Here is an 18,502-nt window from a genome sequence, read left to right as displayed (position 1 = left end):
CAATGATGGCAAGATCGACAGGGGCGAGGGTGACATGGATAAAAAAATTACACCTAAGGCAGGCGCAAACCACGTTAAATTAGGGGCTTTAATAGGTACGCTATTTCTTTTTGCCTGTGCCGTTTTTAGCGATGCTCAATTGGGACCTAATGGAAGAATTCAAAAGGTTAGTGTAGAGAGTTTAGTGATTCACTCAGTGACACAAGGGGTATTTGTAGATGCGTTAAGTTTACGTGGTCAAGTCGTACCCAAATCTACGATTTACTTAGATACCACCACGGGTGGTCAAGTAGAGGAGCGGCTAGTGGAGCAAGGCGACTTTGTAAAAAAAGGCCAACCATTGGTTCGTTTAAGTAATCCCAACTTACAGTTGGAAGTGATGAGCAGAGAAGCTCAGGTTACCGAGCAACTGAATTTTTTGCGTAATACCCAGATGAATATGGAAACTAACCGATTAAACCTTCGCCGTGACTTATTGGAAATTGAATTACAAATTGCGCATTTAGAGCGTCGTTTAAAGCAATCCTTACCATTAGTCAATCAAGGGGTATTAGCAAAAGATAGCTTGGCTGAGATTTCTGAAAATTTAGATTATTTTCGGGCAAGAAAACGTTTAACTATTGAGCGTCAACAGCAAGAAAATAGTATCCGTAAAGTACAAGTTGAACAGTTAGCAGACAGTGCTCAAATGCTAGAGAAAAACTTACAGTTTGCGCGTAAAAATCTGGAAAACTTGCTAATTAAAGCCCCGGTAAGTGGTTATTTAAGTGATTTGGATGTAGAAATGGGTGAATCGAAAAGCCGTGGTACACGCTTAGGACAAATTGATATCCCCAACGAATACAAACTTGTGGTGCGGTTAGATGAGTTTTATTTAAATCAAGTGCGAATTGGTATGGCAGTGAATGTTAAGCTTTCATCTGACACAGTAAAAGCCTCGGTGAGTAAAATAGACAGTCGCGTTAATCAATCGCTGTTTCTTATTGAAGTCGCGCTACCCAATACAGTCAGTGGGATTAAGCGGGGGCAAAATCTCGATGTTGACTTGATGTTATCAGAAGATAATCGCAATGCGCTATTACTTAAACGTGGTGCATTTTTTACCAATACTGGCGGTAACTGGGTGTATGTTGTTGAGGCAGGCGGGGATAGCGCAACCCGTCGAGATATTCAGTTAGGAAAGAAGAATCAAGATTACTTTGAAGTGCTCACTGGTTTGGAACAAGGTGAGCAAGTTATTACATCAAGCTATGGCAATTTCGATCAAGCGCCTCACCTTAAATTACAATAATAGGTAAAGAAAAGAATATGATTTCATTAAATAAAGTAAGCCGAGTTTTTCGCACGGCAGATGTTGAAACAACGGCACTGGATAATATTGATTTATCCGTAGAGAAAGGTGAGTTTGTATCCATTATGGGGCCTTCTGGATGTGGCAAGTCAACGTTACTTTCTATTCTTGGTATGTTGGATTCACCATCAAGTGGCTACTTTGTATTTGATGGCGAAAATATTTCTGATTATTCCGAAGCACAGTTAGGACAATTGCGAAAAAAATCAATCGGCTTTGTTTTTCAAAGCTTTAATTTAATTGATGAGTTAACCGTGTATGAAAATATTGAATTACCGCTGGAGTATTTAAAAATATCTAAAGCAGAGCGTAGGGAGCGCGTTGAGGCTATTCTAACGCGAATGGCGATTGATCACCGTGCTAACCATTTTCCGCAACAGCTCTCTGGCGGGCAACAGCAGCGAGTAGCGGTTGCTCGAGCGCTGGTTCACAAACCCCAATTAATTCTCGCAGATGAACCAACAGGAAATTTGGACTCCAAAAATGGTGAGGCGGTTATGCAAATGTTGAAAGAGTTAAACCATGAAGGCACTACGGTGATCATGGTGACTCATGCCGAAAAAGAAGCCAATCATGCTGACCGAGTGGTGCGTTTGTTGGACGGTCAAATAATGCTTGATAAAGCAAAACAGGCGATAAACCAGTTTGAGGTTGCCTGAGATGTTGAATAATCGTTTTACCATTGCGGTGAGAGCGTTTAAGAAAGACAGCCAACATTTTTTGTTAAATTTGTTTGGCCTTAGTGTCGGACTTGCCGCTGCTATTTTAATGGTTTTATTTGCTCAATATGAGTTCTCTTACGATAAACAGCAGCCCGACGCCGAACGTGTCTATCGAATTGCTCAAGACTTTTCTGCTTTGGGTATGGGCATGATGCCATTCACCCACTATAACAATAGCGTAATATCTTCAAAACATAGCCAAGTAGAAGACGTATTTATCATCTCTTGGCTTAGCTCACAAGCAACTGATGTTAAATACCAAGGACAAGGTTATAAACTGTCTGGTATTTATGGCGCAACGGCTAATATTGAGCGCTTTATCAAGATAAAAACACTGGCGGGAGATCTTGAAATTGCTTTGAATACTCCAAATAGCTTGGCTTTAAGTGAGTCAGAGGCTCAACGCATTTTTGGAAGTATCGATATCATAGGTAAAGCTTTGGTTCACGAGCAAGGCCAATACACGGTAAAAGCGGTCTTTGAAGACTTACCGCCCAATACCCACTTTTCATTCAAGGGATTGGTTTATGTAAAGCATGATCCTGCTGACATGAACAATTTTTCAAACGTGATATACCTTAAACTGGCTAAGCAAACCGATGCAAAAACCTACGAAAAACTGTTGTCTGAACAATCGGTTGCGCACCCAAACTTTGGTAAAATGCCGTTATCCTTAGTGCCTTTGCTTGATTTGCATTTTACCGCGCAATCTTCCGCAGAATTTAAAAAAGGAGGAAATAAGCAAAATGTCATGATTTGTATTGGTTTGAGTGTCCTGCTTATCTTAATTGCCAGCTTTAATTTTATTAATATGTCCGTGGCACAATCCTCTAAACGCGCTAAAGAAGTAGGAGTGCGTAAATCGTTGGGGGCGACTAAAACTCAGCTTGTCATTCAATTTTTGTCTGAATCAGTATTGTTATCTACGTTGGCAACTGTCGTTGCCTGTTCAATAGTCGAGTTTATTTTACCGAGTTTTAATCATCTGCTGGGGCGGGAATTAGTTATTAATTACCGTTCGTCGTTTGGTGTCGTGATTGTGGCAATGTCTCTTTTTGTCGGGCTTGTGGCTGGTTTGTATCCTGCTTTGTTTATTGCATCGTTTAGCGCGAAGCGGGTTTTAAGTGGTGATTTACAGCATGGCAGTACAGCCGCATTTGTGCGTAAATGTTTGCTGGTTTTACAGGCAGCTATGTCGGTTGCGTTAATTATAACCGCTGTGTTTATGAGTCAACAGTTGGCTTATTTGCAAAGTTTACCACTTGGTTTTGAGACCAAGCAGAGATTAGTTATTTCTGAGCTACCAGCACAGTATGTTTACGCTAAGGAGTCTCCAATACTTTTGAGAGAATTAAATGACATTGAAGGTGTGCAGCAATCAACGGTTTTGGGTTTTTATCCAACCCAATCGCCGCTTTTTGGCGTTGAGCTGGTTTGGCCAAACGGTGAACAAAGTGGTGGTTTGATCCCAATTACTGGTGCTGGATTTAATATCGTCGAAGGACTTGGGCTTAAATTGTTAGCAGGGCGCGATTTTAGCCCTGAATACTCAGGAGATTGGTTAAGTGAACCAAACGAAACCAATAAGAGGCAGGTTGGTGCCATCATAACCGAAAGTGTTGCCAGACAGGCTGGCTTTAACAATGTTAAGGACATCATAGGTAAAACCATTTCCGATCCAAACCCACAATTTGCTACTGACATGAAAGTCGTTGGTGTGGTTGCTGATATTGTTGTGGCTAGTGGTCAGAAAGCGCTGATTTTTATGTGTGGATACCCTAATAAGACAAACTTCGAGGTCATTCTGACCATTGATGAACAAAGCTTTTCTTCTATTCAACAGCAAGCTGTGGAGTTGATTGGCCAACATGCAAATGTCTACGAGTCTGAGGTTGATTTATTGACTGAACGTTATAAGGCGGCCTTTCGAGATGATGCAAATATTGCTCAAATTGTCACTTTTGCGACTTATTTAGCGATTTTTTTAACCCTATTGGGAACTTTTGGATTAGCCTCATTTTCCGCATTGCGCCGACAAAAAGAAATTGCTATGCGAAAAGTACTCGGTGCTTCTCGCATCAGTGTAGTTAATCTACTTGCTAAAGAATTTTTGTTATTAGTTGTTTTCGGGGTGGTGATTGCCTTTCCATTAGCTTACTGGTTAGTCGCTGATTGGCTTACAAACTTTAATGATAGAATTGAGCAAGCGTTATGGGTTTACTTGGTCGCTGCGGGCTTTGTTGGAGGCATTACCTGGTTAACAGTGGCAAGTTTAGCGTTTAAGGTTGCTAGTACTAAACCATCATTAGTATTACGTTATCAGTAACAGTGACTTTTCTTTACCTTGGGATAAATGGCACTGAACCCTGCTTATTGGTTAGCTTACGCACTTTATTACCGATTGATAAATAGAGATTAATTAGGCAGTATCTGATAAACGTCGTATATTGAACGAAAATAGCTTTAACGATGCTCATTATAGTGCCCTGTTATTTATACGGTAGATTTTTATCTAATTGTTAATATTTTTTTTCATTACCGCCGTGTTATCATGCGTTAGATAAATACAATAAAATTAATAACCTACAAGGATTTTTATTTATGATGCGTAAAAGTTTATTAGCTTTGCTCACGTGTTATGTTTTTTTGTTTAGTTCTGTGACTAAGGCAGGCTTAATTGATATCGCTTTTATCATGGATGCTTCAGGCAGCGTTGGCGATACAGGTTGGGAAATCGAAAAAAGCTTTGTCGTTGAATTAGCCGCCGAGTTAAAAGGATTAGAAACATCAGAGTTTCAATTTAGGTTTGGCGCGATATCTTTTTCAAATGGAGCTACTTTAGAGTGGGGCTTTAATGACGAGCAAGACCCTTTTGAAAGTTTTGCCAACCATATTTTAAACATACCTTATGCTACCGGATATACTCATACGCAAACTGCACTAAATACCACGTTAGATTTATTTGATAGCCAAAGTTTACCAAGTGCTTATCAAAAAGCTTTTTTGATCACTGATGGTGTTCCATACCCTACGCGAGAAAATCCTTGCTTAGTGACACATATCAATCAGCAATATCTTGATGCGGCAGAAGCCACTCGCGAGCGTTTGAATAATTCCAATGTTGATATTGATATTATCGGTGTTGGCGAAAATTGGAACCCTGATATGCTAAACTGCGTTGTCGATGATCCTAACGAAGATATTTACCGTGTTGATAGTTTTAATAGTGCAATCCTGAGTTCTATTGTTGATCAAATTAAAATGGAAACTGCTTTGCAATTGGATGAAAGCACGTCAATACCAGAACCATCTACATTTATTATTTTTGCGACAGGCTTGTTCGCGCTTGTTATGAGAAAAGTTAAATAAGATAACGGCTAATTAACGTTTTTATTCATCACTTCCACAATGCTAATAAGGGTAATGGAAGTTGAACGACAGACCTTTATAAACCTTTCAACGGGCCATTATTTTTATAAAAAATAATGGCCCGTTATCCTCAGAGTATTAGATCAACTCTTCTAATGACTTTAACATTTTTACAAACTTCTTATCTGTGTGACTTTCGCGATTAAGCTTTGTAACGATCGCTTTGGCGGTGTCTAATTCATTTTGCTGTTGATAAATTTGCGCAAGTCTAAGGCTAGCCCATTTTAAATGTCGGTTTTCGCTACCTTGATAAAAAGCTAAATATTCTTTTAATGCCGCTACCCCTTGCTCACCTTTTTTATTGTGGGTGGCTGCTAATCGCCCTATTTGATAAAGATCATTGAATCTGTCAGCACTCTTTTCCGTTACCTTTACCGCTGCAATCAGAGTATCCATGGCTTGTTCAATGTTTTCTTCACGCATCAAAATATACGCTTTTTCACTTAAGAGTTGCGGTTGGTTTGGTGTCTTCGCTAATTGTTTATCGAGTAAATTTAATGCCGCGTGGTAGTTGTCGTCATAAGCTTTGACTTTAGCCATCGCTATGCTGCCTTCTATCGGGCTTTGTTTTAGTAAGTTTTCGGCGAGCTTAAGTGCTTCGTCTTCATCGCCGCCAACTATACCTGGCGCATGCAAGTAAAATTCGATTAAGCTCATGACATATTTGCTATTGTTTGGCGCGAGTTGATGCGCTTTCGTCAATAACGCCAACCCTTCTTTGGCCAGTGAAGGCGCAGAAAAAATACTTGCTTGTTGCGCTGCATCAAATTTGTTCTTTGCCGCAAGAGAATGAAGTTCAGGCTCAGATGGAAATGCGTTTAAGGCTTGTTCAAGTAATACTGCAGCTTCGTCGGTTTTTTGTTGATAGATAAGCGCTTTAGCCTTGTAAGCAATTAACCTTGGTTGGTTTTGATACGATGCTACCGCTTCGACAGATTGCACCACCTTAGTGAAAAAATGCTGGCTTAGCAGGGTTTGTAGTGTTTCGTCGTTTTCACTTGAATAGCTGTTATTTGATATGAATAGTAAACAAAAGCAACACAGTATTTTTTTCATGAGGATATCTCCGTATATCGTTAAGATGTTAGGCAATGAGTGTATTATGGTTAAACGATAGTTTATCGAGCTACCACTATTTCGTCTAATGGACATTAGGCTAGCGGTTTAGTTCAAATTATTACTTAAGGGAAGGTAGATAAGACAATAAGGAGGCCATGTTTTATCGCCTGGCAGTGGTGTTGTGCTTAAAATTGCTCGTTCGTAAACCAGCTTCTTTAGTAGACGGTTATTATAAAAGGGGGAAGCAGATGCTTAGTGAGTATTACCAACTATAGAAATTGTACATTAAGTTAAATATTTGTTTGCGTATGTTAATAAAATGTTTATTTTGATTTGTTTTATTTGTTATAATTTCAGCCTTTTATATTTGCGGCAGGTAATAAGTACTTAGCACGGCCAGCTGAATACTCAAAGAATATACATAACTTTTATTTCAAACAAACATTATTAATTAATGTTGGTCTTTTATCTGCTAACAACTTTTATAACCTTTTGCAACTTTAGGGGGAAAAATGTTTCGTGTTTTATTGATGTGCTTGTTGACTTACTGTATTCAAGCAAAGGCTTTAGCCTCAATTACCGACGTTGATTTCAACGTTGAATTGTTAAGTGTCCCCGTCAGCGATACCCCTCGTATAAAGTCTTTCAGTTGGGCACCCAATAAAATAGTGCTTGGAGAAGAAACAACTTTTAATTGGAATATCGAGAATGTCGATTTCTGCATAAATAAGTTTAACGAAAATCGTTCGGGCTTCGGTTCTTTAACCATAACGCCTAAAGAGATTGGCCAGCAAATCACCCAATGGTATTGTCAAGATATCGCAGGTAACCGATTTCCGAGGGATAACTCGAAGTTTTTGGAAACGAATTTAGTAGTAGTTGACCCAGCTAAAGCTATTCCCGAGATAAGGCGTTTTGAATGGGTGCCAGCTCAAGTATTGCCGGGGCAAGAGAGTATTTTTTATTGGGAGGTTGAATATTTAAAAAATTGTAAAAATTATTATAGTGAACCAAGGGAGAGTGCAGGTAGTATTTCTATTACACACAACGAAATTGGAAATTATACATCTAAATGGTATTGTGAAGACCTTTTCGGTAATAGATATCCAGAGGATAGTAGCAAGTATATTGAAGCTACAATTGAAGTAGTTGACCCAGCTAAAGCAATTCCAGACAGTGAGATGTTTAAGTGGGTCCCTAATCAGGTACTTCCAAACCAAGAAGCAACCTTACATTGGCAATTCAATTATTTAAAGAACTGTAAAAATTTTTATAACGAGGAACGAAAGACATCAGGTACGATAACCATTACTCGGGAAGAAGAAGGGCTTTACCTCTCTAAATGGTATTGTGAAGACCTTTTCGGTAATAGATATCCAGAAGATAGTAGCAAGTATATTGAAGCGACAATTGAAGTAGTTGACCCAGCTAAAGCAATCCCTGAAGTCAAGCAATTCAATTGGATTCCTAGTCAAGTTTATCCAAACCAAGAAGCTACTTTACATTGGGATTTTAGTTATCTGAAAAACTGTAGAAATAAATATGAAGAAGCTAGGGAAGCATCTGGCACAATCACAGTCAAGCGTGAAGATATAGGTGTCTTTCCCTCAGAATGGTATTGCCAAGATTTGATGGGTAATCGTTACCCAGAAACTGGTTATATCCAAGAACCTCCAACCTTAACAGTCGTGCCCGCGCCTGAACCTCAAACAATGCGTTTTGAATGGCAGCCAAATAAAGTTATTGTAGGGCAGCCTTCTACATTTTATTGGGACATTAAAAATGTTCAAAACTGCCGAAACCAAGATGGTACACCTCGCGAAAACGCAGGCCAAATGAGTATAACTCGAGCATACTCCGGTGATTATCGATCTAAATGGGTATGTGAAGATCTTGCGGGTAATAGTTACCCTAAAGAAATTATCAGCAATCTTATTTCAGTTTATAAAGCGCCAGAAAAAATCGAATTTCGTTGGAAAGATGATGAAGTACTCTTGGGGCAATCAGTGAGCTTTTCATGGGAATTTAAAAATGTAACAGACTGTCAAAATGCAGATGGGGAACATCTAGACACATCTGGCACCCATACTGAAACCCCAACGAGTATTGGCACTTATACATTTGAGTTACAGTGCATAGACCTTGCTGGTAACAAATATCCTGAGACTGGATATTTCAGTAAGTCGGTAAAAGTAAACCCAATACCGTCACCGAACGTAAACCGTTTTCATTGGCAGCCTAGTCAGGTGTATGTTGGTCAATCGGCGACACTTGTTTGGGCGTTTGAAAATGTAGAAAACTGTGAAAATGAATACGGCGAAAGTCGAGATGTTCAAGGTAGTATTAGCATTACTCGAAATGCCCCCGGTGATTATAGCTCAAATTGGGTGTGTAAAGACCTTGCTGGCAATCGATATCCTGAAACTGGCTATATCAATGCTTCGGTAAAAGTAAACCCAATACCTACTCCTAGAGTAAACCGCTTTCAATGGAATCCCGGTAGCGTCTTAGTTGGTAAACCCGCTACGTTTTATTGGGATTTGGATAATGTTAAAAACTGTAAAAATAGCCATGGTGAAAGCAGAGCTAATAGCGGAAGTCTCACCGTAACAAGAAACTCTCCGGGTACCTATAGTTCTAATTGGTACTGTCAAGACTTAGCGGGGAATCGCTACCCTAAAAGTGGCTATTTATCCGATAGTATAAAAGTTGAACCATCCCCTATCGTCGCTAAATTTACTTGGTCACCTTCTACAATCGCTATAGGGCAATCGACATCCTTTATTTGGGATGTAAAAAATGTCAAAGGTTGTACTAGCACTGTTTCTGGCGCAAAGGCGGCAAGCGGACAAATTGGCCCGTTAACCTTTAACGCAGCAGGCACATCAACCACCCAATGGTATTGCACTGACTTGCTTGGCAAACGTTATCCAGCTTCTGGTTACCTTCAAGCAACAAGAACTGTTACAGGTGGTAACTAATGCCATCATTTTATGAATCACATTTTACTGAGTCTTTTGGCTCATTATTAAGAAAAAGGATGTTCAAAGCAATGACTTCCCCATTTAAATTAACAGCACTGCTACCGATATCGTTATTAATCTCAGGCAGTCTGCTTACCTCTACCTCGTCGTTAGCGAGTAATCTGGTTGAATCATTGCGAGGGGAGCAAAACATCGCAACGTTTACAACTTCAGAGCCTCGAGACAACTTAGGAAAGTGCTTTACTGCAGCCAATAATAATGCCTGGACACTAGGTATAAATGATAGTGCAAGTGTGGTTGATTTAATCTCGATTGCTGAGAAAAAACAACAGCCGATAGAGGTTAGCTCTGCTGGCGATTGCAGTTTAGTTGATGGCGTTGAACGCGCCAATGATGCACTAATAAACTACCCATATTCAGAGAGTAGTATTCCGGAAGTTGCCGCTAATTTAGATTTTGTTGCCCGCAGTGCAGTGCAAGTAGTCGAAGGCAGCACCATTGACTCGGTAGAGTTTGAACTGATTAATAACGCCCAGCAAAGCACTACCCTGATTGGTGTCTTGGAATATGGCGTTTATGTGGCCAACTTTGGTCAGTTAGCGGTTGATGGTTACGTACTAGTAACCCGAGTGACGAGCGGTGATGAAACGCGCGAGCAAAGTGCATCATTTAATGTGGTGCATGTTAATTTAGCCGATGTGTATCAAGTCGGTGATGTGTTATATGTTGCTCTGCCAATCAGCCAAGGTGGTGGCTATTTAAAGCTGACAGGTGATGGCAACGGTGGTTGGGTTGTCACCCCTATCGATTTAGCCACGTGGCAAAGCGAGGTCGGTGATACTCAGATAGCCACTAATTATATTGTTGATTTAGGAAACTTTTCAGGGGGCGAACTATATGATTTACGCCTAACCAATAACACTGACAACAGCGTTATTACCCTCGAAAATAATGGCGAGGCTTACGCTTATGTCGCTCCGCTGCCGCCAGCTACACCCAATATACCAAGCACGCCAAATTATGATAATTCGTTGCCTTCGGCAACAGGTGAAACGATTGGGTTATTAGCAGGTGACTTTAAGGTGGATGAATCTGGTGCTGCCACCTATTCTGTGCCTTTATCTTTACCTCAAGGAATAGCAGGGGTTACGCCATCATTAGGGTTAAGTTACAACTCGAGTGGTGGTAATGGTGTTATGGGAATAGGTTGGAATATCAGTGGTTTGTCGGGCATAAGCCGTTGTCGTCAAACTATCGAACATGATAACACAATCAAGGCTATAACCTTAACTAACGAAGATCGTTTTTGTTTAGACGGTCAAAAGCTTATCCCTGTTTCAGGTTTAAATGGCAACAGTGGCACGGAATATCGAACAGAACTAGCGAGTCAAACGCGAGTTACTTCACATGGGAATACAGGAAGTGGACCTGCTTATTTTACCGTTGAACGACCAGATGGCTCGATAAGTTATTACGGAACAAACAGTTCGGCAACTCGATTTGATGGTCGGGTGGTTAGCGATGGTGGCACGGTTATTAGCTGGTTGCTTTCATCTACGCAAGATAATATGAGTAACACGATAGATTATTTTTATAAGCAGCCAGAAACTGATGGTTATGGTAAAAATGAAGTACTTATCGACGAAATTAGCTATGCAGGCCACAGCGTCGTATTTAACTACAATAGTGTACTTTATGATGGTAGTTATTATCGAAAAGATACATCTCATGGCTATATTTATGGCACTAAATTAGCGCACAAAGCGCGATTAGATAGTATCGATGTGAATTATGCCGACGTCGGTAACGTGTCAGGTAGCAATATTCGCTACAACTTGAACTATCATGAAGGTAGTTTTGAATACACCATTCCTGCATCAGAAGTTATTAGAAAGGGCGTTGTTATATTTACCCCTGCCAGGACTGAAACGAAAGTTATTTCAGATGAAGTTTGGCTTAAAGACATAGAACAATGTAACAACAATCAGTGCTTAGCAAAAACAAGCTTTGATTGGACGGTTAATGCGAGTGAAGGGAATGGTGGTATTGTGATGAACTCGCCCATAGACATGGATACGGGTTTTGCCAGTATTATACCGTTAGATGCAAATGGTGATGGTCTTCAAGACATGATTAAAGTGGTTAAAACCAATTACAGGATTAATTTGTATCTGTCGATAAATAATGGTGATGGCTTTAATCATGCATCTACGGCGATTGCATTAATTGATATTGATGAAGTTAAAGATACGGTATTTAAACCAGCCGATATTGACGGTGACGGCTATGTAGAGTTGATATTTTTGGATAAAAACGCAAATAATGAACTTGCATGGTTTTATTATGACTTTTTGAGAAACCCAACGTCTAACACTGTCGAATATCAAGACCCATATGACGGGCGGCCCCGCAAAACAACCTATACAGTATACGGCTCAGTACGCGCATTAATGGCGAATGGTCAACAATTAAAGCATGAAGATACGGGTAATTATATTAATCTATTTGATGCCAATGGCGATGCACTTGTTGATCTTATGTATCGACACGACAATCAAAGTACGATCCATTTTAATGCAGGCATTACTAATACTGGCGTCAAATTAGATGCTGCGACAGCGATATCAGTTTCAATACCAACTGAAAAGCCCCTAGGGGCGTATAGTCGTATTGCGTCTAACAATGCTCACCAAAGTGCATTTAGCTCCTATGCGAGTGCAAATAACAATAATGAAAATAAAAAAGGTAAAAAGAAGAAAAAAAATGCCAAATACTTAGAAACGATGTTTGCATCGCAAATCTATCAAAAGTTCGGTAATGGCAAAGATAAAGATAAAGATAAAGATAAAGATAAAGATAAAGGTAAAAAGGGTAAAGCAAAGCAATCTGGTGAAGATACATTTATCCACTCAATGATGGAGCCACAAGATCCTATTGAACGTTGTATTCCTGATCCTGATGCAGAATATTCTATAGACAATACCATCACCGATTTACCCAGAGAATTGCCTGTGGTCGATTTTAATGGTGATGGTGTTGCAGACTTATTATTGCGATTAGGTGATGTATATGAAGCTGTTGTGCCAGGTATGGGTGGAAAAGATTGTATACAAACCGAAGCAGAATATTACTGGGCTGCGTATGTATTGGATGATCAGCAACAACATTATCAGTTCTATGGCTATTTAGAGAATGGGTTTACCAGCTATCGTACTTCTAGCAATATTTATGTGTCTGATTACAATGGTGATGGTTTAAGTGATGCCTTGTATTATGGTGGCGAAGCCAATAGCGAGCAGTTTTCTTACAACATGGGCTGGCGTATTGCATACAGTACCGGAAATGGCTTTACGCTCGCGCAAAGTCTTAACCTAAAAAATAGTTCGGGAGAAACATTAACCACAGGTCAAATGAAACAAGCCACAGCACTCGATCATGATAGTGATAGCCGTACCGATATCGTTTACTTTAATGGAAGTAAAAAGCGTTGGGAGGTTATCGTTAATCAAGGAGAGCAATTCACCCCTCAGGCTGAGGTATTGTCTTATCAATCAAACTATGATGACACAAAACACGCAGTAATGCTTGCCGACTTTGAAGGTGAAGGTTATTTCAACTTTGTGTTTTTAGATTATGAAAATCAAGAGATAAATATAAAAGGCGATGGCCGAAATGATAATGTACCAATTAATAAAATTATTGGCATTACTAATGGGTTTGGATTAAAAACTAGCATTAATTACAAACGCTTAAATGACCATGCTAGTCCAATTTACGCAAAAGGCTTTGAAGCCGAATTAATTGATGATTGGGGGAATGGTAGCGATGTCTACGATATCATCTCGCCAATGTATGTGGTTAGCGGTGTGACCTCTCAAGTGCCAAGTTATGATGATAGTGGTAGCTCATACAACGCAGACAATACCGTAAGTGTTGCTTACGAATACGAGAATTTAAGAGCACAAGCCGGCGGTCGAGGGTTATTGGGCTTTGAAAAGCTAATTACCACCGATTTACAAACCGGTATTACAACCACTACAACTTATCATCAAAACTACCCGTATATTGGTATGCCAAAATCAACTATCTCAACAACCAGTGATGAGATAGTGATTAAAGATGCTGTCAATGAATATGCCACTATGACATTGCAGGGGGGCGAGGTAACTTTCCCTTACCTATGGAAAAGTATTGAGAAGCAAATTGATGTCGACAGCGGTAACGTTTTAGCGACGACCAAGACAACCAATACGTATCAGGCTTTTGAAGACAACCATGCTAACTTACAGCAAGTGAACGTTGAACTTTTTGAAGGTGACAATCAAACTGCATTGGTAAAAAGCACAACCACAGTGAATCAATATCTTGATGACGATGTTGATAATTGGTGGTTAGGACGTGTTAGTTCATCAACAGTTACTCACCATGTGCCTAATGCTTTAACGCAGAAAACGATAGTGCGTGATTCCGTCTTTAGTTATTACGCGAGTAGTGCACCACATAAAGGGATGCTTGAGTCTGAAACCATTAACGGCTTAACGACGCTGCATTGTTATGACGACTTTGGTAATGAAGAGCTTACCGTTAGCCATGCGAATGTTGGTAGCATTAACTGTACATCTGCAATTCCTGATCTAACTGATAATGCTAACGCAGCCCAGCGTGAAGCTAACTTAACCAAAGTTTATCGTCGTAAAGAAACAACCTTTGATAATGACGGTCGCTATGCAGTATCGCAAAAAAATGGTTTGGTAACACTGAACACAGTTCTAGAGCGCAATGGTTTTGGACAACCAACCAAAACTCGTGATGTTAATGGTATTGAAACGACCATAGGTTATGACAATTTTGGTCGTAAATATTTTACTAGCAATAGTTTAGGTACAAAAACTGAAATTAAACGCAGTTTAAGCACAGAGGGGGGCTATGGTTCTTACTACCTTGAAGAAGTGATTTCTGCGGGTAAACCTAACACACGTACCTACTATAATAAGCTCGGGCAAGCTATCCGCACTGGCAAACAAGGTTTTGACGGTAGATGGGTTTACCAGGATACCCGTTTTGATCAGAATGGCCGCACGGTTAAATCTTCTAATCCGTACTATGCAGGACAAACCGTTTATTGGAATAATGCCAGCTTTGACAATTTTGGCCGGCCAACCTATATGCAATCGGCGTCTAATGTTGAAACAGAAGTTGATTATAATGGTTTAGTACAAACTACCACAGTATCGCCTAACGATGGTGAGGCTGCAGCGCAAGTTAAACGGGTTGAGAAAAACCTACTCGGTCAAACCATGAAAGTCAGCGATAATGCCAGCACCGCTAACATTGTTTATCAATATAATGCGGTGGGCGATTTAGTTAAAGTGACTAACATTGACGGTTCACAAATTGTCAATGGCTATAACGACTATGGTCATAAAATCTCAATGACTGATCCAAGTAAAGGCACATGGAGCTATCAGTATAACGCCTTAGGCGAGCTGATAAGTCAAACCTCTGCACGTGGTTACACCAATCAAACCTATCGTGACCAGTATGGCCGTACAATATTAAAACAAACCCTGAGTGGTAGCTCGGTTGAAGAATCCATTGATTTCGCTTACCAGCAGCACCAGTTAGTGTCAGAAACAGGTGCTGGCGTAGTTAAAACCTATTTCTATGACAGTTTTGGCCGTGCTGATCGTGTTCAATCGCTGCTCAATGGTACGTTATACACTCAGCAAACCACCTATGATCAGTTTGGTCGCGTCTTCCAACAGTTTGAGCCTGACGCGTATTCAACAGGAGGTTGTTTAGATGGTAACCAAAACGTAGTGGGTGATTGTCGTGGTATTGAAAATCATTACAACGCTTATGGCTACCTTGATTTTCAGCGTGAAGCACGCGATGGCAATAATGGTGAAATATACTATCAAATTAGCAAAATGGATGCTTTTGGTAACGTCACTGAATTTAGCCAAAAAAATGGCACAATTGATACCGTTAAAGGTTTCGATGCAGTTAGTGGTCAATTAGAAAATATCGTTGCTACCAGCAATGGCGTTGCCGTTCAAAACAATGTTTACCGATTTGATGCCCTAGGTAATCTGCGCTCTCGTACAAACCATACTCTAAAAGCAGGGGTAGATGGGCAACATGAAACCTTCGGTTACGATGATGTTAATCGTTTAACGCATGTTAACGGTTTAGAGCAAGTGCGTTACACAGCAAACGGTAATATCTCCTGGAAGCATGATGTCGGTTATTACTGTTATGCTGGTGGCAGTCCGTATGCCTTATCAGGTATAGGTACAAGTGAAGGCTGTAGTGTTAATAATTATGCCTATGATGACAACGGCAATATGACTTCAGGCAAAGGTCGAAATATCGTTTATAGTCATTTTGATAAAGCCACGCGTATTACTAATAATGCTGATAATAGTGTCTCAACCTTCAGTTATGACGGCAGTCGCAATCGCTATAAGCGAGTAACAACCGCACCAGAAGACGGTAAAATGGTCACCACGACAACTTTCTATATCGGGAATGTTGAAGTGATCAGTAAATCGAATAGTAATGTCATGACTATGCGCCGCAACTTGCCTGGGGCAGTTGAACAAGTAGTCAATGGTCGCCGTAGCTCCATTAGCTACTTACTGAAAGATCATTTAGGTAGTTTAGATACCTTAGTTGACGAAAATGGTGATATTAAACAAAAAGTCTATTTCGATGCATGGGGCAAGAAAACCATTATAGGAAAAGATCAGGTAATTGATACCCTAAACAGTTTTACGACATTAAGCTTGACTAATTTATTGAATGTGACCACTCGAGGTTATACTGGTCATGAGTCAGTTGATCACGCTGATATTATTCATATGAACGGTCGGATTTACGATCCAACCCTTGGTCGATTCTTACAAGCTGACCCACATATTCAAGCACCAACGAATAGCCAAAACTATAACCGCTATAGTTATGTGTTGAATAACCCTATGAGCTATACCGATCCGAGTGGTTATTTCTTTAGTAAGCTTTGGAAGAAGGTTAAGCAGTTTGCTTCCGTCATAGTTGGAGCTGCATTAATTTACTTTACGGGAGGAACAGCCAGTTGGTTTGTAAGTAGTTGGTATGGTGCTGCGGCAGCCGGAGCAATTTCTGGCGCTGTTGGTGCTGCTGCTAATGGAGGAAACATCCTAACAGGGGCCTTAAGGGGCGCATTTAGCGCAGCCGCTTTCTATGGCGTAGGACAAATGTTCGATCCCGGAACATTTGGAAATATTGTTGGAAATGGCGTTGTTGGTGGTGTTATGTCCGATCTGCAAGGAGGAAATTTTGGACATGGGTTCTTTGCTGCTGGTTTTTCTGCCGCAGCTAAGCCAATGATTTACGAAAAGTTTGGTTATGCTCCTGAAAATGCTGGTGCAAGGGTTGTTACGGCTGCTGTAATTGGCGGTACTGCCTCGGTAATTTCGGGAGGTAAATTTGCGAACGGAGCTACAACTGGTGCCTTCTCTCAAATGTTTAATGGTGAAAGCTATGCAAAAGATTCACATAAATTGTTAATGAGATTGAAAGACCGAGTTTCTGATGAAGAGTGGCAATATTTGATGGATAATAAACTTGCCGCTCCCGGAATCGCGGCCGCAACTCTTCAAGCATATAACAAAGCAGTCGAGCTTTACCCCAATTCACTACATAACGGGGAAGGTGATGCATTTAGACATGCATATTGGAATGCACTGATAACGCGGTATACTTCGGCAGAACATGCAGAGGCATTTACTTCATTGCATGAACAAGTTGGTGGTGGTCCAGCAATAGAAAATACTATGGATATGCATAACAATGCTATAGGTAGATCGTTAGCCACTGAGACGACATGGTTACCTAGTGGATTTACTCATAGGTACGGAGATGGTGCTATGAGGCTATCATTGCAAACAGCGGTAACTAATAGCTTAAATAACGGACAACTTTGGTATATCAAAGATGGGCAGTTGGTATCACATTAATGAAAAGAATATTTTTAATACTTTCAATTTTTTTGATTTTGCAGGGATGCTCTGAAAGCACCAATGAGTCAAATATTTCAGATTTTAGTGAAAGACTTTATCAGGACCTACAAAATGGAAAAGCATCTATAGATGACTATGTAAATAATTGGGAAAAGATTATTATTTTAAAGCCTTACGACAATAGTAAACAAGTGCTCAGAAAACATGGTGTAGATAATGATTATTCGCTAGATTTTGCTGATATTGAGGTAAGGGATGACATAACTTTAATTGCAATTATAGTTGATCACTCAGTAGTAGCGGCAGCAGAAATTAAAAGAAATGTCTGTGACTTAGCGGAAGAAAAACTAATTTTTGAAAGGAGTGTTAAACCTCTCGTTATTATAATTGATGACGATACTCAAAAATGTCTTATTAATTAAAAGTACACACTGTCGGGTGCAAATCTAGGCGGAACTAAGCAAACGAAAGCCAGCGTGAGCTGGTTTTCTTTTATCTGGCGTTTAGCGCTTCGTGCTTCGCTTCCTTTGGGTTGGTGCCAAAGCAGACAGACGCTGCTATATCTATTCAGAGTCCAATTGCTTAAAAAATGTTTCGCCATCAACAAGGTCATTTTCGTCTAGATCTTGATAACGCTTTTTGACTAGCGCAAGCTTTTCAATCTCCTCGACATCGCAATCAAATTAACAAATTAACAAAGACACCCACTGTTAATTGCAGAACTAATAAGCCGTGGCTATAGTTAATCTACTCATGCAACGGAGAAAAACAAATTAACAAAGACACCCACTGTTAATTGCAGAACTAATAAGCCGTGGCTATAGTTAATCTACTCATGCAACGGAGAAAAAATTAAAAAGGACACCCACAAATTAAAAAGGACACCCACTGTTAATTGCAGAACTAAAGTAATTAACAAAGACACCCACTGTTAATTGCAGAACTAAATGTTTA

The 18,502-nt window shown here is 40.0% G+C and carries 8 protein-coding genes; 7 read left to right on the top strand and 1 reads right to left on the bottom strand.

Annotation, left to right across the window (positions count from 1 at the left end):
• The first annotated feature begins 34 nt into the window (after positions 1 to 34).
• The 4 genes from ACSLUH_RS14240 (at position 35) to ACSLUH_RS14225 (ending at position 5,442) form a co-directional block, all read left to right on the top strand.
• Positions 35 to 1,291 carry an efflux RND transporter periplasmic adaptor subunit gene (locus ACSLUH_RS14240; RefSeq protein ID WP_448568201.1) on the top strand — a complete coding sequence of 419 codons (1,257 nt, stop codon included), beginning with the start codon at positions 35 to 37 and terminating at the stop codon, positions 1,289 to 1,291.
• A gap of 17 nt (positions 1,292 to 1,308) precedes the next feature.
• Complete coding sequence (locus ACSLUH_RS14235) at positions 1,309 to 2,010, top strand: ABC transporter ATP-binding protein (RefSeq protein ID WP_448568133.1); 702 nt, start codon at positions 1,309 to 1,311, stop codon at positions 2,008 to 2,010.
• 1 nt (position 2,011) lies between these two features.
• Positions 2,012 to 4,399 (top strand): FtsX-like permease family protein, encoded by a 2,388-nt coding sequence (locus ACSLUH_RS14230; protein ID WP_448568131.1) that lies wholly within the window; start codon positions 2,012 to 2,014, stop codon positions 4,397 to 4,399.
• Positions 4,400 to 4,674: 275 nt separating this feature from the next.
• Positions 4,675 to 5,442, top strand: a complete 768-nt coding sequence (locus ACSLUH_RS14225) for a VWA domain-containing protein (protein ID WP_448568129.1) — start codon at positions 4,675 to 4,677, stop codon at positions 5,440 to 5,442.
• Between the two features lie 138 nt (positions 5,443 to 5,580).
• On the opposite strand, the gene ACSLUH_RS14220 is transcribed toward ACSLUH_RS14225, so the two are convergent.
• Complete coding sequence (locus ACSLUH_RS14220) at positions 5,581 to 6,558, bottom strand: tetratricopeptide repeat protein (protein ID WP_448568127.1); 978 nt, start codon at positions 6,556 to 6,558, stop codon at positions 5,581 to 5,583.
• Between the two features lie 515 nt (positions 6,559 to 7,073).
• Here ACSLUH_RS14220 and ACSLUH_RS14215 point away from each other — a divergent pair.
• Genes ACSLUH_RS14215 through ACSLUH_RS14205 form a run of 3 tightly spaced genes read left to right on the top strand, consistent with a single transcriptional unit; the run spans position 7,074 to position 17,970 of the window.
• Positions 7,074 to 9,542 (top strand): hypothetical protein, encoded by a 2,469-nt coding sequence (locus ACSLUH_RS14215; protein WP_448568125.1) that lies wholly within the window; start codon positions 7,074 to 7,076, stop codon positions 9,540 to 9,542.
• Positions 9,542 to 17,545, top strand: a complete 8,004-nt coding sequence (locus ACSLUH_RS14210) for a DUF6973 domain-containing protein (protein ID WP_448568123.1) — start codon at positions 9,542 to 9,544, stop codon at positions 17,543 to 17,545. The genes ACSLUH_RS14215 and ACSLUH_RS14210 overlap by 1 nt, the downstream gene beginning before the upstream one ends.
• Positions 17,545 to 17,970, top strand: a complete 426-nt coding sequence (locus ACSLUH_RS14205; protein ID WP_448568121.1) for a hypothetical protein — start codon at positions 17,545 to 17,547, stop codon at positions 17,968 to 17,970. Before ACSLUH_RS14210 ends, ACSLUH_RS14205 begins: the two co-directional genes overlap by 1 nt.
• Positions 17,971 to 18,502 lie beyond the last annotated feature (532 nt).

It is taken from the genome of Thalassotalea ganghwensis, assembly GCF_053485795.1.
The sequence above is the reverse complement of the archived record's forward strand: the minus strand, read 5'-3'. Positions and strand labels throughout refer to the sequence as shown.